The organism is Acidobacteriota bacterium, assembly GCA_039683095.1.
Taxonomy (GTDB): Bacteria; Acidobacteriota; Aminicenantia; order Aminicenantales; family Saccharicenantaceae; genus RBG-16-66-30.
Genome location: JBDKSB010000013.1, coordinates 148,908 through 168,594, shown reverse-complemented (window position 1 = coordinate 168,594; position 19,687 = coordinate 148,908). Strand labels below are relative to the sequence as shown.

Annotated in this window: 14 protein-coding genes; 1 reads left to right on the top strand and 13 read right to left on the bottom strand. The window is 68.4% G+C overall.

The genetic code is table 11. The annotated features are described in order from the left end of the window. A partial coding sequence (gene fusA, locus ABFD52_14130) for an elongation factor G (GenBank protein MEN6561904.1) occupies positions 1 to 1,507 on the bottom strand: 1,507 nt, incomplete at its 3' end. A 250-nt stretch (positions 1,508 to 1,757) separates the two neighbouring features. Between fusA and ABFD52_14125 the strand changes: the two genes are divergently transcribed. Further along, positions 1,758 to 3,254 (top strand): M64 family metallopeptidase, encoded by a 1,497-nt coding sequence (locus ABFD52_14125; GenBank protein ID MEN6561903.1) that lies wholly within the window; start codon positions 1,758 to 1,760, stop codon positions 3,252 to 3,254. A gap of 19 nt (positions 3,255 to 3,273) precedes the next feature. Here ABFD52_14125 and ABFD52_14120 read toward each other — a convergent pair whose 3' ends face one another. From ABFD52_14120 to buk, 12 genes are all read right to left on the bottom strand, one after another. Continuing rightward, positions 3,274 to 4,224, bottom strand: coding sequence for a prohibitin family protein (locus ABFD52_14120; protein MEN6561902.1), 951 nt, complete (start codon positions 4,222 to 4,224; stop codon positions 3,274 to 3,276). A gap of 74 nt (positions 4,225 to 4,298) precedes the next feature. Continuing rightward, positions 4,299 to 5,369 (bottom strand): tRNA 2-thiouridine(34) synthase MnmA, encoded by a 1,071-nt coding sequence (gene mnmA, locus ABFD52_14115; protein MEN6561901.1) that lies wholly within the window; start codon positions 5,367 to 5,369, stop codon positions 4,299 to 4,301. After that, complete coding sequence (gene larE / locus ABFD52_14110) at positions 5,366 to 6,208, bottom strand: ATP-dependent sacrificial sulfur transferase LarE (protein ID MEN6561900.1); 843 nt, start codon at positions 6,206 to 6,208, stop codon at positions 5,366 to 5,368. The genes mnmA and larE overlap by 4 nt, the downstream gene beginning before the upstream one ends. 80 nt (positions 6,209 to 6,288) lie before the next feature. Beyond that, positions 6,289 to 7,167 carry a DUF481 domain-containing protein gene (locus ABFD52_14105; GenBank protein ID MEN6561899.1) on the bottom strand — a complete coding sequence of 293 codons (879 nt, stop codon included), beginning with the start codon at positions 7,165 to 7,167 and terminating at the stop codon, positions 6,289 to 6,291. Positions 7,168 to 7,278: 111 nt separating this feature from the next. After that, the gene (locus ABFD52_14100; GenBank protein MEN6561898.1) at positions 7,279 to 8,133 is read right to left on the bottom strand and encodes an ROK family protein; all 855 of its coding nucleotides are present in this window, start codon (positions 8,131 to 8,133) and stop codon (positions 7,279 to 7,281) included. Next, positions 8,130 to 9,428, bottom strand: coding sequence for an MFS transporter (locus tag ABFD52_14095; GenBank protein MEN6561897.1), 1,299 nt, complete (start codon positions 9,426 to 9,428; stop codon positions 8,130 to 8,132). Before ABFD52_14095 ends, ABFD52_14100 begins: the two co-directional genes overlap by 4 nt. 49 nt (positions 9,429 to 9,477) lie before the next feature. Next, on the bottom strand, positions 9,478 to 12,123 hold the full coding sequence (locus ABFD52_14090; protein MEN6561896.1) for a DPP IV N-terminal domain-containing protein: 2,646 nt from the start codon (positions 12,121 to 12,123) through the stop codon (positions 9,478 to 9,480). Between the two features lie 68 nt (positions 12,124 to 12,191). After that, on the bottom strand, positions 12,192 to 12,557 hold the full coding sequence (locus tag ABFD52_14085; protein ID MEN6561895.1) for a M48 family metallopeptidase: 366 nt from the start codon (positions 12,555 to 12,557) through the stop codon (positions 12,192 to 12,194). A 196-nt stretch (positions 12,558 to 12,753) separates the two neighbouring features. Further along, positions 12,754 to 15,156: a hypothetical protein gene (locus tag ABFD52_14080; GenBank protein ID MEN6561894.1), complete on the bottom strand. Its 2,403-nt coding sequence runs from the start codon at positions 15,154 to 15,156 to the stop codon at positions 12,754 to 12,756. 27 nt (positions 15,157 to 15,183) lie between these two features. Continuing rightward, positions 15,184 to 17,511 (bottom strand): sulfatase-like hydrolase/transferase, encoded by a 2,328-nt coding sequence (locus tag ABFD52_14075; protein ID MEN6561893.1) that lies wholly within the window; start codon positions 17,509 to 17,511, stop codon positions 15,184 to 15,186. Positions 17,512 to 17,561: 50 nt separating this feature from the next. Next, a complete protein-coding gene (locus ABFD52_14070) occupies positions 17,562 to 18,461 on the bottom strand; it encodes a bifunctional enoyl-CoA hydratase/phosphate acetyltransferase (protein ID MEN6561892.1) in 900 nt (299 codons plus the stop codon). 25 nt (positions 18,462 to 18,486) lie between these two features. Next, on the bottom strand, positions 18,487 to 19,554 hold the full coding sequence (buk, locus tag ABFD52_14065; protein ID MEN6561891.1) for a butyrate kinase: 1,068 nt from the start codon (positions 19,552 to 19,554) through the stop codon (positions 18,487 to 18,489). Positions 19,555 to 19,687: the final 133 nt, after the last annotated feature.

The following is a 19,687-nucleotide window of genomic DNA, read 5'->3' as shown; positions in this document are numbered from 1 at the left end:
ACTGGCCGGAGCCGCCCGTCTGCTTCTTATGCGTGTAGTTGAACTCGGCGCGCTGGGTGATCGTCTCGCGGTAGGCGACGCGCGGGCTACCCGCTGTTACCTCCGCCGAGTATTCGCGCTTCATCCGTTCCAGGTAGACTTCGAGATGAAGCTCGCCCATGCCCTCGATAATCGTTTCGTTTGTTTCCTTGTCCACATGGCACTTGAAGGTCGGGTCCTCCTTGGTGAAGCGGTTGAGGGCCTTGGCCACCCGGTCGGCGGCGGCCTTGTCGACCGGCTCGATGGCCAGCGAGATGACCGGCTCGGGGACGTAGATCGCGGACATGGCCAGGTTCAGGCCGGGGCCGCAGAACGTGTCGCCCGAGGCGCACTCGACGCCGAAGAGGGCGACGATGTCGCCCGGCCCGGCCGTGGTGATCTCGACCATCGTGTCGGCGTGCATGCGGACCAGGCGGCCGACCTTGATCTTCTGGCCCGAGCGGGTGTTGACGAGCTCGTCGCCCTTGCGGAGCGAGCCCTCGTAGATGCGGATGTAGGTCAGCTGGCCGTAGGCCCCGTCCTCGAGCTTGAAGGCCAGGGCCACGGTCGTCGCGTCGGGGTCGGAGCCGAGAACGCGCTCGGCGCCGCCCTCGTCCAGGTCGACGGCCCGGTTCTCGACCTCGGCCGGGTTGGGCAGGTAGTGGACGATGGCGTCGAGGAGGGGCTGGATGCCCTTGTTCCGGTAGGCCGAGCCGATGAAGACCGGGACGAGCTTGCGGGCCAGGACGCCCTTGCGCACGGCCGCCCGGATGAGCTCCTCGGTCGCCCGGCCCTCGAGCAAGGCCTCGGTCAGCTCGTCGGAATGGAGGGAGGCGGCGTCGAGGAGGTCCTCGCGCAGCCGGGCCGCCTCGGCGGCCAGCTCCCCGGGGATGGGCTCGACCCGGACGATCTCGCCCTCCGGGCCGTCGAAATAGAGGGCCTTCATCGTGACCAGGTCGACCAGGCCCTGGAAGGCGCCCTCGAGGCCGATCGGCATCTGCATCAGGACGGCGCGGTGGTTGAGCTTGTCGGCGATCTGGTCGCGGACCTTGACCGGATTGGCCCCGACCCGGTCGGCCTTGTTGACGAAGGCGATGAAGGGGACGTTGTAGCGCCGGAGCTGGCGGTCCACGGTGATGGTCTGGGACTGGACCCCGCCGACCGCGCAGAGGACGAGGACGGCCGAGTCGAGGACGCGGAGGGACCGCTCGACCTCGATGGTGAAGTCGACGTGGCCCGGCGTGTCGATGATGTTGACGGAGTGGTCGGCCCACTCGACATTGGTCGTGGCCGAGGCGATGGTGATGCCGCGCTCCCGCTCCAGGTCCATGGAATCCATGGTCGCGCCGACGCCGTCCTTGCCCTTGACCTCGTGGATCTTGTGGATCTTCTTGCAGTAAAAGAGGATCCTCTCCGTCAGCGTCGTCTTGCCGGAGTCGATGTGGGCGCTGATGCCGATGTTGCGCATCCGGGCGATGTCGGTGGTCATGACCAGCTCACTTCTTCCGAAAATTAGAATTTACGCCTGTCGGGATATTCGGGGTATTGCCGTCCGGGGCCTACGGGTGAACCGATATCGAACAGTCCAGACGGCATTATAGCGGAAAACGGCCGCCCTCTCAAGTCCGCGGGCCTGTCGCGGCTCATCCGGCCCGGGGACGGGCCTGCCCCCGGCCGGGGGCGGGTTGTCCGCCGCCGCCGTCCGGCTTATAATCCTGGGGAAGACCGGAGGATCTCCCATGAAGAAACCGATCCTGGCCCTTGTCGGCCTGGCGCTCGCTTTCCTGACGGCCGCCCCGGCGGCGGTCCCCGAACCCCAGCCGTCCTTCGATGAATTCTTCGCCGACAAGGCCTGGCGCGTCGATCTCTACCAGACGGGCGACGCCAGGAACGAGAGCGTCCTCCTCCACCGGATCTCCGAGGAGGGGGCCTGGCCCGAGCCCAAGACCGCGCTCCTGCCGCCCTTCGACTACGGGCGCTACGTCTGCCGCCTCTACGACGCCGCCTCCAACCGGCTCATCTTCTGCCGCGGCTTCGACACCATGTTCGGCGAATACAAGACCACCTCGCCGGCGCTGGCGGGCGCGGCCCGGGTCTTCGAGCGATCCCTCCGGATCCCCGCGCCCAGGCGGCCGGTCCTCCTCGTCGTCGAGCAGCGCGACAAGCGCAACCTCCTCCATCCCGTCCTCAACCAGATGATCGATCCGTCGGACTACCACATCCTCCGGGAGCGGCCGGCGCAGGGGGACTGGATCTACAGCGCCAGGATCGCCGGCGATCCCCACGAGAAGGTCGACCTGGTCTTCCTGGCCGAGGGGTACACGGCGGAGGACCGGGACAAGTTCAAGTCGGACGTCGACCGTATGGCGGCGTTCCTCTTCTCGGTCGAGCCGTACAAGGCCCTGAAGGACCGCTTCAGCGTCCGGGGCGTCTTCAGGGCTTCGCCCGAACGGGGCATGGACGAGCCGCGCCAGCGGGTCTACAGGAAGACCGTGCTCGACGCCTCCTTCAACGCCTTCGACCTCGACCGCTACATGCTCATCGAGCGGGACCACCGGATGCACGAGATGGCCGGGCAGGTCCCCTACGACGTCCTGGTCGTGCTGGTCAACAGCGCGCGCTACGGCGGCGGGAGCATCGGCCTCGACTACTGCGTGACGACCGTCGACCACCCGGCCAGCCCCCAGGTCTTCATCCACGAGCTCGGCCACTCCTTCGCCTACCTGGCCGACGAGTATTACGATTCCGAGGTCTCCTACAACGACTTCTACCCCAAGGGCGTCGAGCCGCTCGAGCCCAACATCACCGCCCTCCTCGACCCGGCCCGGGTCAAGTGGCAGGACCTGCTCTCTCCCGGGATCGGCATCCCGACGGAGTACGGCAAGGCGCAGATCGAGGCCCTCCGGGCCGAGCTCCGGGAGAGCCGGGAGGGGCGGGCCAGGGCCGTCGAAGCGGCCGGCCAGCGGGGCGCCCGCGCCGACGAGATCCAGGCGATCGAGGCCAAAGCCAAGGCGGCCGAGGACGAACTGACCAGGAAGATCGACGCGGTCCGGGCGTCCTACGACGCCTCCCTCGCCGACAAGGTCGGCGTCTTCGAGGGGGCCGGCTACGCCTCGAAGGGGCTGTACCGGTCCATGATATATTGCATCATGATCGGCAACCCGAAGAACGAGTTCTGCCGGGTCTGCCAGCGGGCCATCGCCCAGATGATCGACTTCTGCAGCGGCCGGTCCTGACGGCCGGCCCGCGCCGCGCCTACTTCTGCGGGTTCGCCAGGCCCTTGAAGTCGATGACCGGGATGACCTTGTCCGGCATGATGCCCCACTGGACGTTCGGAGCCAGCTTCTGGACGAACTCCCACTGGATGATGGTCGGGTTCTTGGTCAGGGCCGCCTGCCGGATCTCGATGCTCCTGGCGTCGCCCTCGGCCTCGACGATCTTCTGTTCCTTGCGGATCTTCTCCTGCTCGAGCTTGTTCTTCTCGGTGGTGATGTTCTCGAGGGCGATCTGCTTCTCCTCGAGCGTCTTGGCGTATTCGGGCGTGAAGGTGATGTTCCGGATGATGATCTCGTCCAGGATGAGGCCGTTCTTCTCGAACTTGGGCGAGATCTCGTCGTAAAGGGCCTGCTGAGCCTCGTAGCTTTTCTTGGTATAGAGATCGTAGGCGGCGAACCGGGTCGGCACGCGCCGGCCCGAGCCGCGGATCTCGGTCTTGACGACCTTCTCGACGTATTCGCGCTCGGAGCCGAGATTTTGGAGGATCCAGGCGGCCTTGCCCGGGGCGATCATGAAGCGGGCCGTGAGGCCGACGCGGATCTGCTGGCCGTCGGAGGTCAGGGCCGCGACGATGACGTCGGGATAGTCGGCCTCGCTCGATTGCGGCGTTTCGGAGGCCTCGTAGGTCTTTTTCAGGGTCGGGAAGATGACGACCTTGTCGATGAACGGCACGACGGCGTGGAGCCCCGGGTTGAACTCCTGGCGCACGGCCCCGAGCCGCTTGACCACGCCGACCGTCCCGGCCTGGACGGTGACCAGGGATTGGACGGCCAGGACGAGGACGATGACCGCCGCGGCCGCCCAGAAGACCAAGCCCTTCCGGGCCCGGAACAAGGCGCCGAAGCCGCCGCTGCCGGGCCGCTCGCGCTGGGCGACCAGGGCGGCCATGACGATGATGCCGATGACGAAAGCGATGATGATGCCGGCCATGAGCGATCCTCCTCTCGGATGCTGATCAAAGCGGGCCGATTATAGCCTGGACCGGGGCCGGACGGGAAGGGCGTTCAAGAAGAGGATTCGATGACGCCGCCGCCGACCACCGTCTCGCCGTCGTAGAAGACGGCGGACTGGCCGGGGGCCACGGCGGCGACGGGCTCGTCGAAGTCGACGCGGCAGAGCCCTTCGGCGAACGGGGAGATGGCCGCCGCGGCCGGCCGGCCGCCCGACCGGACCTTGGCCCGGACCCGGACGGGAGCGGTCAGCGCCTCGAACGGCCCCCAGACGCAGTCCCTGACGACTGCCTCGCGCCGCAGAGTCTCATGCTCCGGGCCGACGACCAGCCGGTTGGCGGCGGCGTCGATGGCGACGACATAGAGGGGGACGGGCGAGGCCAGGCCCAGGCCCTTGCGCTGGCCGATGGTGTAGAAGCCGACGCCGCGGTGGCGGCCGAGGACGCGGCCGTCGCGGTCGACGATCTCGCCGTCGCCGGGGCCGGGGCCGACGAGGTCGCCGATGTCGCCGGCGTAGAAGTCCTGGCTTTCCCGCCGGTCATGGACGGCCAGGCCGGCCTCGCGGGCCAGGGCCCGGACCCGGGCCTTGGCCAGCTCGCCGAGAGGGAAGACGGTCTCGGCCAGCTGGGCCTGGCTCAGCCGGTAGAGGAAATACGACTGGTCCTTGGCCGGGTCGACCGCCCGCTTCAGCAGGTATCGCCCGGTCGCGGCGTCGCGGCCGATCCGGGCGTAGTGGCCGGTGGCGAAGCGGTCCAAGGCCAGGCCCGCGGCCCGCGCCGCCGCGGGCAGGACCCCGAACTTGACCAACTGGTTGCAGCGGACGCAGGGATTGGGGGTGGTCCCGGCCGCGTAGGCCTCGCGGAAATAACGGAGGACCAGGCTCTCGTAATCAGCGGCGCAGTCGATGACCCGGAGCGGGATGCCGAGCCGGCCGCAGACGTCCCCGGCCGCGCGGATGTCCTCGGCCTCGTCGGGGCCGTAGCAGGCGCTCTTGGCCGCGGCCGGGGCTCCCGGCCCGGGCCAGAGCTTCATGATCAGGCCGAAGACCTCGTGGCCCTCGCGGAGGAGAAGCAGGGCGGCGACGGAGGAGTCGACCCCGCCGCTCAGGCCGACGGCGATCTTCATCGCTGCGCCTTGGAAGCCGGGGCCCGGCCGGCGACGGCCCGGTTGAGGCTGCCCATCCGGTAGCCCTCGACGTCGGCGGCGGTCCAGAGATAGCCGAGCTTCCGCAGCCGGGCCGCGATCCGGCGGGCCGTGGCCGGTCGCACGAGGCGGGCCAGGTCGGCCGCCGGGACCTCGAGGCGGGCCAGGTCGCCGTGGTGGCGGAGCCGGACGACGGGGAAGCCCAGGCCCCGGACGAACCTCTCGCCGGCCTCGATCCGGCGCAGGACCTCCGGCGTGATCCGGGTGCCGTACGGGACACGGCTGGCCAGGCAGGGGTTGGCCGGCTTGTCCCAGGTCGCCAGGCCGAGCTTCTTCGACAGGGCCCGGACGTCCCTTTTGGCGAACCCGGCTTCGAGGAGCGGGCTGACCACGCCGAGCTCCCTGGTCGCCCGGCGGCCGGGGCGGTAATCGTCCAGGTCGTCGACGTTCGAGGCGTCGTAGACGGCCTCGGCGCCGAGGCTCTTGGCCAGGCCGGCGATCTTGGCGAAAAGCTCGCGCTTGCAGTGATAGCAGCGGTCGGCCGGGTTGGCGGCGAAGGCGGCGCAGGCGAGCTCGTCGGTCTCGACGAGGATGTGCCGGACGCCGAGGGCGCGGGCGGCGCTCCGGGCCGCTCTCTTCTCTTCGGGCGTGTAGGTCTGCGAGATGCCGGTCACCGCGACGACGTTGCCCGGGCCGAGGACGTCGCGGCAGACCCGGAGCAGGAGGGTCGAATCGACTCCGCCGGAGAAGGCCACGACGGCCTTTGGCCGCGAGCGGATGACGGCCTCGAGCCGGTCGATCCTGGCGCGGGCGATGGTCATGAGAAAGCCACTATACCACAGGCGGCCGCCAGCCGCCCGCCCCGCGGAGGCAGGGCCTCCGGCGGCCCCTCGAAGCCGCTCTAGAAGTTGATGACGACCGAGGTCATCAGGAACGTGTCGAACTTCTTCAACGGATACGGCACCGTGAGCCCGGTCGGCTCGCCGAGAGGGTCGAGGAGCGTCAGGCTCTGCATCGCCGGGACGTGGGTGTAGAGCGTCCGCAGGCTCACCTTGAGAGCCAGGGACCTGGAGATCGAGGCCGTGGCCGAGTTGGTCCAGTCGAAGCGCCAGTCGGGCGCGTTCTTGAGATTGTCGTCGAAGATGATCTGGCTCGCCAGCTTCGAGGTTTCGAGGATCTTCTGGTCCGCGCCAAGGGTGAACCGGAACCCGGCGAAGGATTCCGTCTTCTGGCCGACGTATTGCCGCAGGGTGTGGGTCAGGCCGGCCGAGGACTTGATCTGGGTCCGGGGCCTCTCGACGAAAGCGAGGCCGAAGCCGGCGGTGAAGATGGCCCGGTTCTCGACGCCGGCGAAGCGGTTGCGGTCCCAGATCAGGCCGGCCTGGCCCTCGAGCCTCTTCGAGACGCGGCGGTCGTACTGGCCGGACAGGAGGTAGTTCTCCGCCACTTTCCGGGTGATCTTCTCTTCCAGGATCCGGTAATCGTCGACGGTCCCCTGGGCCGTACGCGTGGTCGTCGTCGCGTTGCTCTTCAGGATGTAGCTCTTGAAGACCAGGGCGTCGCTCGTCCACTTCCGCGAGAACGTCGTGGCCAGGCTCAGCGCCGAGGTCGAGGTGTTGCCGCCCGTGACCACGTAGCTGACCTCGGCCGTGGCCGCCCAGGGGCCGAAAAGGCCGGTTTTCTTTTCTTCGGCCGCCGCGGCCGGAAGGATCAGGCCGGCCAGCAGCCCGGCCGCGACCGCTCCGGCGGAAATCCTCGCGACACCTGTTCTCGGGGCCATGCGGACGCCTCCTTTGAAGTGAGCCATAACGTTCTATTTAAGGCCATCCGGAAAAACGCTGTCAAGCGTTTTAATGTTCTCCGCGCCGTTCTTTCCCGCGCTCCGGCGGGATCAGCGTGCCGCGGCGTCGAAATACAGGGCGGCGGCGCCGAGGATGGCGATGTTCTCGATCTCCGAGACCTCGATCTTCAGCCTGTCCCTGGCGATCGAGTAGGCGTAGGTCCGGAAGGTCTCCCAGAGGGCGTCGCGGAAGAAGCCGTAGGACCGGCTGACCGAGCCTCCGAGGACGATGATCTCGGGATCGACGGCGTAGCAGACGGCCTTGACCGCTTCGCCGAGGTGCCGGCCGAACTCGGCGAAGATCTCGAGGGCCCGGGCCTCGCCGCGGCCGGCCCGCTCCGCGAGGTCCCGGCCCGTCGTGCCGTGGACGCGCCGGAAGAACTGGCCGCTGGCGTAGGCCTCGAAGTTCAGGTCGCGGTAGGGCAGCATGCCGAACTCGCCGGCGCCGCAGTTGACGCCCGAGTAGAGGCGCCCGTTGGCGATGATGCCGGAGCCGAGCCCCGTCCCGACGATCAGCCCGACGGCGCTGTCGTGGGGCCTGAGCTTGCCGAAATATTTCTCGCCGGCGGCGAAGCAGTTGGCGTCGTTGTTGACGCAGGCCGGCAGGCCGTATCGCTCCTCCAGCCGGGCCCTGAGCGGCACCTTTTTCCAGGAGGGGATGTTCTGGACGTCGTAGACCGTGCCGGTCTTGAGGTCGACGATCGACGGCACCCCGGCGCCGAGGCCGGCCGTGCCGGGGCGCATGACCGCGTCGACCGCGCCGAACAGGTCCTCGAGGACCTCCTCCTCAGAGCCCTGGCCGCGCACCGGGACGGACCGGACATCGGCCAGCCGGCCGTCCACGACCAGGCCGGCCCGGACGTTGGTCCCGCCGAGGTCGATGCCGACGACCGCCGGGCCGCTCACGCCCCCTCCTGCCTCTTCTTCCGCAGCGAGATCGTCTCGTTGACGATGAGGGGCCGGGCCCAGATCCCGATCGAGAGGATGTAGCCGAGGGTCAGGTAGAGGACGAACAGGCCCTGGCGCAGGCCGAAGGCGTCCCCGAGGCGGCCGATGACCAGGGGCATGATTGCCCCGCCGATGATGCCGGTGCAGAGGATGCCGGAGAAGGAGCCGTGGTGGCTGGCGACCGAGTTGAGGGCCAGCGAGAAGATGATCGGCCACATGACCGAAGCGGCGAAGCCCATGAGCGGGAACATGACCAGGGCCACCGGCCCGGGGCCGAACAGGGCCAGGCTCAGGAAGACCAGCGCCGCGGCCGTGAAGCCCAGCAGGACCTTGCGGCTGTCGAAGAACTTCAGCAGGACGAGGCCGAGGACGCCGCCCAGGGTCATCAGCAGCCAGAACAGGGCCACGCGGTGAGCGCCGACCGTCTGCTGGTCGTAGCCGTGATAGGTCTTGAGGAACTTGGAGATCCAGAAGGACACTCCCTGCTCGGTGCCGACGTAGGCGAAGATGCCGAGGAAGAACAGGAGGACCGTCCGGTTCCTGAACAGGGCCTTGTGCGTGGCCCAGGCCCCGGCCCGCTCGTCCTCCTTGCGCACGACGACCGGGAAGCGCGCCGCCGCCAGGATCGCGATCATGACCAGGAGGATGACGGCGAAGACCCAGTAGACCGAGACCCACGACAGGCCGGGCCGGACGAGCTTCGTCATCAGCCCGACCAGCGGCTTGTCCCCGGCCCCCGGCCGGCCGATGTTCTGGACGAAATATGAATAGATGAACGGGCTCAGGAACGAGGCCCCGCCGAAGATGAGCTGGGCCAGGACGGAATTGAAGGCGTAATGCTCCTCTCCGCCGGAAACCCGGAGGAGGGGATTGATGACCACCTGGAGGGCGGCGAAGCCGGTCCCGATGAGGAAGAGGGAGGCCAGGAACACGGGATAGCTCGGATAGAGCGAGATGAGCAGGGCCCCGGCCAGGGCCAGGCCGAAGGCCGTGACCATGACCGGCTTCTCCCGGTAGCGCTCGACCAGCAGCCCGGCCGGGATGGACATGACGCCGTAGGCGATGAAAAAGGCGAAAGCCAGGAGCCCGACGAGGGTCAGGCTGAGGCCGAAGCTCTGGCCGACGTCGGCGTTGATGGCCCCGATGACGTTGGTGACGAGAGAGATGACGAAGAAGGTCAGCATCACCAGGGCGACCATGCCGGGTGATCGCCGGGAGACGGGGGTCAGAGGCGCGTTGTCGTTCATGGTCATCAGCCGCCTTTCACCGACTGTTTTAACCCATTCCGCGCCGAAAGGGAAGTCAGCGCGGCTTCTTGGCGCCGGCCTGCTCCTTTTCCCGCTGGAGCTCGACGAGATCGACGCTCTGGGAGAAGTCTCCCAGCAGCCAGCGGCAGAAGTAGTCGGCCCGGATCCAGAACCAGTAGTCGCCCATGTCGCCGTAGCCGTGGCGCTGGCCGGGGAAGACGAAAAAGTCGAAGCGCTTGTTGGCCCGGATCAGGGCCGAGGCCAGGCGCAGGGTGTTGGCCGGGTGGACGTTGTCGTCCATGTCGCCGGTCGTGATCAGGAGGCGGCCCTTGAGGTTCCTGGCGATCTCGGAGTTCTTCTCGATCGAGTACTCGAACTTCGTGTTGCCGTCCTGGTCCGCGGCCTCCCTGACGCCGTGATGCTTCTCGCTCCACCAGCGGTTGTAGACGTTGTTCTCGTGGTTGCCCGAGGAGGAGACGGCGACCTTGAAGAAGTCCGGGTAGACGAGCATGGCCGCCGTGGACATGAAGCCGCCGCCGGAGTGGCCGTAGATGCCGACCCGGTCGATATCGATGAAGGGGTGACGGACGGCCAGCTCCTCGATGGCCCGCTTCTTGTCGGCCAGCCCGTAGTCGCGGAGGTTGCCGTAGCCGTAGTTGTGGTACCACTTGGACCGCGACGGGTGGCCGCCGCGGTTGCCGACCTCGATGACGACGAAGCCGAGCTGAGCCAGGGCGACGTTGGCGTTGCGGGGCGCGAAGGTCTTGGAGACGCTTTCCGTCTGCGGCCCGGGATAGACGTAGGCGATGATCGGGTACCTGGCGCCGGGGTCGAAATCGAAGGGCTTGTACATGACCCCGTAGAGGTCGGTGATGCCGTCGTCGGCCTTGACCTTGAACGGCTCCGGGTACTTGAAGCCGGCCGCCAGGAGGGCCGAGACGTCCGTCGCCTCGAGCTCGCAGACGAGGCCGCCGGCCGCGTCGCGGAGCTCCGACCGGGGGGCCTGGTCGACCCGGGAGAAGCTGTCGACGAACCAGCGGCAGGCGTCGTCCATGTCGGCGTTATGGGACGCGTCGCCCTTGTCGAGCTGCTTGAGCCCCGATCCGTCCAGGTTGACCCGATAGAGGTGGGTGTAGTACGGGTCTTCGCCCGGCTCCCGTCCGCAGGCCGCGAAATAGAGGACCCGGGCCTTCTCGTCGATCCGCTCGATGCCCTGGCCGACGAACTCGCCGGACGTGAGCTGGGTCTTGAGCCGGCCGTCGCCGTCGTAGAGGTAATAGTGGCCCCAGCCGTCGCGTTCGGACCACCAGATCATCTCCTTGCCGCCGCCGAGGAGGCGGAGGTCCTGGGCGTCGACGTAGGTGTTCAGGCGCTCCTCGATGAGGACCTTGACCTCGCCGGTGGCCGTGTCGGCGACGCAGACGTCGAGGCCGTGGAGGTCGCGCGACTGGCGGGCGAAGTAGAGCTTGTCGGACGTGTCGGACAGCCACTGGGCCGGCGGCGGGTCGTCCCTCTCGCGGTCGAGGGCCCGGCGCGGCGCCGTGAAGATGTCGAAGGCCGGGTCCTTGAACTTGTCGGCCTTGACCTTGATCCTGGCCTTGCTGGCCAGGTCGAAGACCAGGATCTCGGGCTGGGGCTGGTTCTCCTCGCCCGGCATCTCGTAGCGGTAGGTCTCGAGGGCCGGCCGGGGATCGGCCAGCGAATTGATGACCCACAGGTCGGCGACCTTGCGCTCGTCGCTGCGGACGAGGGCGATCCTCTTCGAGTCGCGGGACCAGACGACCATGCCCGCGGGGGCCCGGAAGTCCTTGCGGTCCTTCTCGTCCTTCTGGAGCTCCTTCTTGTCCTCGTCCTTGAGGGACATGGCGTAGGAATAATGCTCCTCGCCGTCGGTCGTCAGCTGAACTTCCTTGACGTCCTTGTCGTCGGCCTTCTTCCGGGCCAGCCGGAAGCTCTCGGCGTCCATCATGAACAGGTTCTCGCCCCGGGCGAAGACGACCGTCTTCTCGTCCGGCGAGACCGAGGCCCAGCGGGGCCGCTTGACCGGCGCCTTGTAGTCCTCGACCAGGGCCAGCTTCCCGGTCGCGAGCTCGCAGGTGAAGGCCAGGACCTTGGTCTTCTTCTCCGGCTCCTTGGCCTTCTCGGCCTCCTTGTTCTTCCGGGTGTCCTGCTCCTTTTCCTTGTCCTTCTGCTTGTCCTGGTCCTGGGCCTTTTCCTCCTCCTTGGCGATCTCGGAGGCCTTGACGATCTTGCCGTTGACGAGGATGTCGTTGTCCTTGGGCACCTCGACCTCGAACTGGATGGCCGTGTCCTTCCTGATGAACTTGATCGTCTTGATCGGCAGGTGCTGGGCGTCGTAGGGGGAGAGGAGGATGCGCGTCAGCCCGGCGGCCATCCTGGCGTTGTCGAAGAGGGGCTTTTTCGTCCGGGCGGCCGGATCGACGATCATCCAGCGACGGCCCTGGGCGGTCTCGTAGCTGTACCAGAAGCGGTCGCCGGTCTCGAGCCAGTGCGGCGTCACGGCCGTGTCGAAGACGAGCTTGCCGACCTTGGCCGGCGTCCAGCGCGCGGCCAGCTCGTAGTTGGCCTTCTTTCCCTCCGGCGCGGCGGCCCGGCCGGGGTGCGAGGCGATCGAGGCGAAAAGGACGATGGCGGCGGCCGCGACGACGGCGGCCCGGCGGGAAGCGTTCTGGAACGACATGAGCGGGTCCTCCTTGAGGAATGTTCGCTGCCGAGGCAGGCGCAGGCCGCGATTATAGCATGGCCGGACTAGAACAGGGCCAGGGAATATTCGCGCAGGCGGGCATGGCGGCGCCGGGCGTCGGGCAGGCGGCGCTCGAGCTCGGCCCAAAAGGCCCGGCCGTGGCCGGAGACCCGCGTGTGGACAAGCTCGTGGACGATGACGTAGTCGGCCAGGTCCGGCGGCACGACGGCCAGGAGCATGTTGAGCTGGATCCGGCCGGCGCGCGAGGCGCTGCCCCAGAGAGTGCCCTGGCGACGGACGCTCAGGCGGCCGGGTCGGTCCCCGTACTCCCGGGCCAGGGCGCCCAGGCGTCCGGCCAGGAAGGCGCGGGCGGCGCGCCGGTCGAGCTTTTCAGCCGCGGCGACCGCGTCGCGGCAGCGGTCCCGGGCCAGGTCGAGCCGGGCCCGCGTGCGCCGGATCCAGGCCAGCTTGGACAGGGCCAGCCGCGCGGCCTCGTCGAACGTCGTTCGCCAGGGGACGGCGACGCGGACGCCGCGGGAGGCGCGGACGGAGATCGAGAGCCGCCGGGCCCGCCGGCTCCTGACGAAGGCGACGGGCCCGACGCCGTCGAGCTCGCAGACGCGGACCTCAGTCCTCGAAATCGAACCTTCTCCGGCTCGGCTTGTTGTTGACCTTGTCGGCGTCCAGGGCCCACATGCCCCGGCCGTGGGTGGCGATGACGATGATGTTGTCCCGCGGGTGGACGATCAGGTCATGGACATAGACGGTCGGCAGGTTGCCGCCGAGGACGGCCCAGGTCTTGCCGCCGTCGACGGTGACGTAGACGCCCATGTCCGTCCCGGCGTAGAGGATGTTCTCGTCGACCGGATCCTCGCGGATGACGTTGACCGGCCCGACCGGGATGCCCCCGGCCAGGCTCGTCCAGGTCTTGCCGTAGTCGGTCGATCGCCAGACGTAAGGCGTGAAGTCGTCGTCCCGCTTGCCGTTCTGGGCGAGATAGACGGTGCCCAGCCTGTAGGCCGAGGCCACGACCCGCGACATCCATTTGCCCGGAGCCAGGCCGGCGCTGATCTCGGTCCAGGCCTTGCCGCCGTCCCTGGTCATCCAGAGGCGGCCGTCGTCCGTGCCGGCGTAGAGGAGGCCGTACTTCAACGGCGACTCGGACATGGTGAAGAGCGTCTGGTAGCGGACGTCGCCGCGGGTCGCCGGGTCGTTGGTGGTCAGGTCGGGGCTGATGCGCTCCCAGGTGTCGCCGCGGTCGAGCGACCGGAAGACGTACTGCATGCCGTGGTAAAGGATGTTCGGATCGTGGGGCGAGAGGATGAACGGGGCCAGCCACTGGCCGCGCAGGGGCGGCTCGTTCTCGTAAGGGACGGGCAGGATCGTCTTGGTGAACGGATAGCCGGGATAGGGGCCGGGCTTGCCGTATTCGCTCCGCGTGATCGTCCCGTAGAACTGGGCCGAATAGACGATGTCCGGGTTGTCCGGATCGATGGCGTGGTTCGAGCCCTCGCCGCCCGGGGCGTTTTCGAACTCCTGGGCCGGGATCTTGTCGCGGCCGGCGCCGAGATCGACCTTGCCGCGGAAGCTGCCGTGGTCCTGCATCGAGCCGTAGACCTTGAACGGCACGGCCAGGTCGTAGTTGAGGTTGAAGAACTGGCAGACGTTGATCTCTTTCTGGAAGTAGCGCCAATTGCGGCCCTTGTCGTAGGACACCGCCACGCCCTGGTCGAAGCCGACGAGGAGATAGCTGGAGTTGGAGGGATCGATCCACAGGGCGTGATGGTCCACGCCCGGGACGCGCAGCGACGCGTAGGTCCGGCCGCCGTCGGTGGAGACGCTGAAGGGCACCCCGAGGATATAGGAGGTGTCCGGGTCGTTGGGATCGACCCGGATCTGGCCGAAGACCCAGCCGTAGGTCCCGGAGTGGCGCTCCATGAAGGTCTTCTGCCCGGGGGTCAGGCCGCTCGCCTGCGTCCAGCTCGCCCCGGCGTCGTCGGAGCGGTAGACCGCGGCCCCCTTGATGAAGCCGGACGAGGGGACGCCGTAGGAATCGGCCGTCTCCCGGGGCGTCGGCTCCCGGGAGACCTCATAATTGTCGACCAGGGCGTAGAGCGTGTCCGGCCTGGCCAGGCAGAGGTCGAGGCCGATGCGGCCGCGCCAGCGGGCCTCCGGCAGGCCCTTGTTGACGGCCGCCCAGGTCTTGCCGCCGTCGGTCGTCTTGAAGATCCCGCTGCCCGTCGAGGAAGCGTCGTTCCGCGGGTCGTTCCATTTCTTGCGCGTCCGCTGCCACATGGCGGCGTAGAGGGTCTCGCTCGAGCGCGGGTCCATGACCAGGTCGTAGGCCCCGGTCTCGTCGTTGACGAAAAGGACCTTGTCCCAGGTCCGGCCGCCGTCGACGGACTTGAAGACGCCGCGGTCGGCGTTCTTCGTCCACTCGTGGCCGCCGGCCGCGACATAGACGATGTCCGGGTTGGCCGGGTGGACGACGATCCGGGCGATCGTGTTCGTGTCGGCCAGGCCCATGTGCGCCCAGGTCTGGCCGCCGTCGACGGACTTGAAGACGCCGAGGCCGGCCTGGGAGCTGCGGAAGATGTTGTGCTCGCCGGTCCCGACCCAGACGACCCGCGGGTCCGACGGGGCCAGGGCGATGTCGCCGATGGCCGCGGTGGGCATGTTCTCGAAGACGGGCGTCCAGGTCGTGCCCTCGTTGTCCGTCTTCCAGACGCCGCCGGAGGCCGAGGCGACGTAGAGGGTGTAGTTCCGGCCCTTGGGAGGCACGACGGCCACGTCCGTCACCCGCCCGCTGACGTTTGTCGGGCCGATGAACTGCCAGGGCAAGTCCTTGAACTTCGAGGCGGCCTGCATGGCCTTGTGCTCCGCGAAGCCCTTGAGCCGCAGCTCCGGCTTCGTGGACTGCAGGACGGCCGGACGCTTCGCCGTCTGGGCGACGAGCGCGGCCGCCGCGACGAGCAGTATCGTCGGGACGATCAGGAGCTTTCCGGCGGGGCGTTCACGCAAGAGCTTCATCGTCTTCCTCCTTGGATGCTCGGACCATCAGGGCCGTTTCCGGTTCGCCGCGGCCAGGGCCCGGCCCTTGGCGGCATATTCGCGCGAGCGGGCCGTATCGCCGACACGCCCGTACAGCTCGGCCAGGAGAAAATAGCCCGTGGCCAGGTCGTCCGGCCCGGGCCCGAGGGCGATGCCCCTGCGCGCCAGCTCGATGGCTTCCGGATAGCGCTCCTCAACGGCCAGATCGAGGCGGGCCAGGTAGAAGCAGGGGAGCGGGGACTTGGGGTCGGCCTCCAGCGCCTTCTCCAGGGCTTCCCGCTCCTTCCCGAAGTCCTTGGCCGCGTCGTAGATCCGGGCCAGGTAGTAGAGCGCCTGGAAGTGCTTCGGGGAAACCCGCAGCTCGGCCCGGTATTCGGCCTCGGCCTCGGTCGTCCGGCCCTGCTTCTCGGCGATCCAGCCGATCCGGTAGTGGATGTTCGGACGGTCCGGCTCGATGGCCAGCGCCCGGCGGAGATACTCCGCGGCCCGGGACAGGTCGCCCCTGGCCATGGCGATCGTGGCCAGGGCGTCCAGGGAACCGGCCGGCTCGGCGTCCAGCTCGACCGACCGCTCGAAATAGGGGACGGCCTCGTCATACTTTTTCTGGTCGAGCTTCATCCTCCCCAGGAGGGCGAAGAGATGGGGTTCCTCGACGCCTTTCCTGAGGTAATCCAGGGCGAACCGCTCGGCCTCGTCCGGCCGGCCCGACCGCTCGTAGCAGGTCACGATGTTGAGGGCGGCGAAGCCCTCGTCGGGCTTGATCTCGAGGACCCGCTCGAAGGCGGCGATGGCCTCGTCGAGCTTCCCTTGCTCGGCCAGCAGGCTGCCGAGATTGAAATAGGCGTCCGGGATCTGCGGGTCGGCGGCCACGATCCGGCGGATCGTCGCGACCGCTTCGTCCGGCCGGCCGGCCCGGGCCGTTTCCCTGGCTTCGGCCAGCGCATTGTAAACGGCGATCTTGTCTTTCGGGTCGGCCAGCGCCTTCCCGGCGAGCTTGGCCTGGTCGGTGAACGAGGCGACGTAGCCGAGGGCGGCCAGCCGCTCGCGGGTGGCGGCATCGACCTTGGCCGCGTCCATCTGGTAGGCGTTCCGGCCGGCCCGGGCCATGAACGCCGCGGCCCGGGCTTTCAGGTCCCGGAAGACCCCGGGCTCCCGGCCGGCCAGGTCGTTCTCCTCGCGCGGGTCGGCGGCCAGATCGTAGAGCTCGGGCCGGGGCGCCAGGATGAGCTTCCAGCGCCCGTCCTGGACGCTCTCGAGCTCGGACCAGCCGAAATGGAAGCGGGGATAGAAGGTCTCGCTGTAGACGAGCGGCGGCTTGCGGCCGGGGCGGCCGGAGAAGGCCGGGACCAGGCTCCGGCCCTGGACCTCGTCCGGGACCGGGAGCCCCGTCATCCGGCAGACCGTCGGCAGGACGTCGACCAACCCGGCCGGCTCGGCCGCGACGACGCCCCGGAATTGCGGGAACGGGGTGGCGATGATGAGAGGGACTCGGAGGGCCGCCTGATAAAGGAAGAAGCCGTGGGTCGTCTCGCCGTGCTCGCCGAGCATCTCGCCGTGGTCCCCGGCGACGACGATGAGGGTCCTGTCGAGAAGCCCGCTTGTCTCGAGGAATTGACGGAGCCGGCCGATCTGGGCGTCGATGAAGGCGATCGCGCCGAGATAGGGACGGCCGGCGTAGCGGGCGTCGTAGGGCGGCGGCGGCAGGTACGGCGCGTGAGCGTCATAGAGATGGATCCAGGCGAAGAAGGGCTTGTCTTTCCGGCTCTCCAGCCAGGGCAGGGCCGTGTCCATCACTTCGTCGGCGGGCCGCCGGACGGTCTCGAGCGAAACCCGCCGGTATTTCTTCAGGTCGAACTTGTCGTAGTAGAGGTCGAACCCCTGGTCCAGGCCCCATTGCGAATCGAGCACGTAGGCGCCGATGAACGCGCCGGTGGCGTAGCCCTTGTCCCGAAAGAGCTCGGCCAGGGTGACCATCTTCTGAGGCACGACGAACGCGCCGTTGTCCCGAACGCGATGGAACAGGGGCTGCGTGCCCGTCAGCAGGGTCGCGTGGGATGAGAGCGTCAGCGGCGTCTGGGCGTAGCAGCGGTCGAACCGGACCCCCCGGGCGGCGAAGCCGTCCAGCGCCGGCGTCTCGACATCCCCGCGGCCGTAGCAGCCCAGGGCGTCGGCCCGGACGGTGTCAAGCGTGACGAGGACGACGTTGAAGTCGCGGCCCTTTGTCAGCCGGCCGAACACAGACCCGGACCCGGCCGGCCGGCACAGCATGACGGCCGCGGCGCCCGCCAGGACGACCCCGGCCGCCGCCCATCCCAGGACCTTCGGCGACTTCATCGGCTGACCGCGATTCTACCACAAAACGCCGCCCGCCGGCCGCGTGAAGTCTAGGCCAGAAGCGAACCGAGGGCGATCGAGTAGAACTTGGTGTCCTCCGAGTCGCCGCGTGAGGTCAGGACGCACGGGCACCGGGCCCCGGCCACGACGGCTCCCAGCTCGCCCTTGGCCAGGTAGGTCGAGGCCTTGAAGAAGATGTTGCCGGCCTCGATGCTGGGGAAGACCAGGATGTCGGCGTCCCCGGCCACCGGCGAGCTGATGCCCTTGATCCGGGCGCTCTCCGCGCTGAAGGCCACGTCCAGGGCCAGGGGCCCGTCGACGACGGCGCCCTTGATCTGGCCCCGCTCGGCCATCTTGGCGATGATGGCCGCTTCCGTCGTCGAGGGCATCTTGGGATTGACCTTCTCGACGGCCGAGAGGAGGATGGCCTTGGGCGTCTCGATGCCCAGCTTGTGGGCCACGTCGATGGCGTAGTTCAGGATGGTCACCTTGGCCTCCAGGTCCGGGGCGGGGATGACCGCGACGTCGCCGCAGATGATGAGCTTCTTCCAGGCCGGCGCCTGAATGACCGAGACGTGGGACAGGAGCCGGCCGGGCGGCAGGAGCCCCTTCTCCTTGTCGATGATGCCGCGGATGTAGAGCGAGGAATCGAGCAGGCCCTTCATCAGGAAATCGGCCTTCCCGGAGCGGACCAGGTCGACGGCCAGCGTCAGGGCCTTGGCCTTGTCCGGCTCGTGGACGATCTCGAATTGGCCGGCGTCGACCTTGTTCGCGGCGGCGACCTTCTTAATGGCCTTCTCGTCGCCGGTCAGCACGGCCCGGACGAGTTTCTCCTTGACCGCGCGGCCGACGGCCTCGATGGTATGGGGATCCTCGGCGGCGGCCACGGCCAGCCGCCTGGCCGGCAGGCCCTTGACCCGCTCGACGATCTGGTTGAGGGTGGTGATCATGAAAGCTCCTTCGCTGTGACGACGATCAGGATGGATAGGTCCGGGCCGCTTCCTCGCCCCGGAGGACGCGCCGGCCGGCCTCGGCCAGCGCCACCATCTCGTTCTCCCCCGGAAAGACGAAGACCGGTCCGAGGAACTGGACATGGTCCTTGATCTTGTCGACGAATTCCCTGGAATGGGCCAGCCCGCCGGTCAGGACGATGCCGTCGACCCGGCCCTGGAGGACCGCGGCGGCGGCCCCGACCTGCTTGGCCACGGTCAGGACCATGGCCGTGAAGACGAGCTCCGCCTCGCGGTCGCCGGCGCCGATGCGCCTGAGCGTCTCCCGCATGTCGTTCGTCTTCAGATGAGCGACCATGCCGCCGCGGCCGGTCAGCATCTTCCGGAGGTCCTTCTCGGCGTGCCTGCCCGAGCAGGCCAGGGTGACCAGGTCGCCCGCCGGCACGGTGCCGGCCCGCTCCGGCGCGATGGGCCCCTCGCCGTGGAGGGCGTTGTTGACGTCGACGACCCGGCCCTTCCGGTGGGCGCCGACCGAGATGCCGCCGCCGAGATGGCAGACGATGAGGTTCAGCGCCTCGTAGGGCCGGCCGATCTCGCCGGCGGCCAGGCGGGCGGTGTACTTGTGGTTCAGGGCGTGGAAGATGCTGCGGCGCCGGATCTCCGGTACGCCGGAAAGGCGGGCCCAGTCGTCGAGCTCGTCGACGACGACGGGATCGACGATGAAGGCCGGGATGCCCAGGGGACGGGCGATCTCGTCGGCGATCAGCCCGCCGAGGTTCGAGGCGTGCTCGCCCTGGACCCCGCTGTAGAGGTCGGACAGCATCCGCTCATCGACCCGGTAAACCCCGCTGGGGATGGGCTCGAGCAGTCCCCCCCGGCCGACGACCGCGGACAGGGAGGCCGGGGCGATCTCGCGGGCCTTGAGCGTCTCGAGGATGATGTCCTTGCGGAAAACCCTCTGGTCCACGATCCGGCCGAACGGCGCGAGATCTTCGGCCGAATGCGGGATGCTGACCGACAGGACCTCCCGTTCGTCCTCGTACACGGCGATCTTGGTCGATGTCGAACCGGGATTGATGATCAGAAGGCGCATGGTCCACCAGGGTTCAGGGATTGGAACATCGCCCGCGGGGCGGGGGAGCATGATCCGCGATCCCTAGCCTCCGCCCGCGAACACGGAGCATCTTACTGCCCGCCCGCCGGCCTGTCAAGGCGAGCGGCCGGCC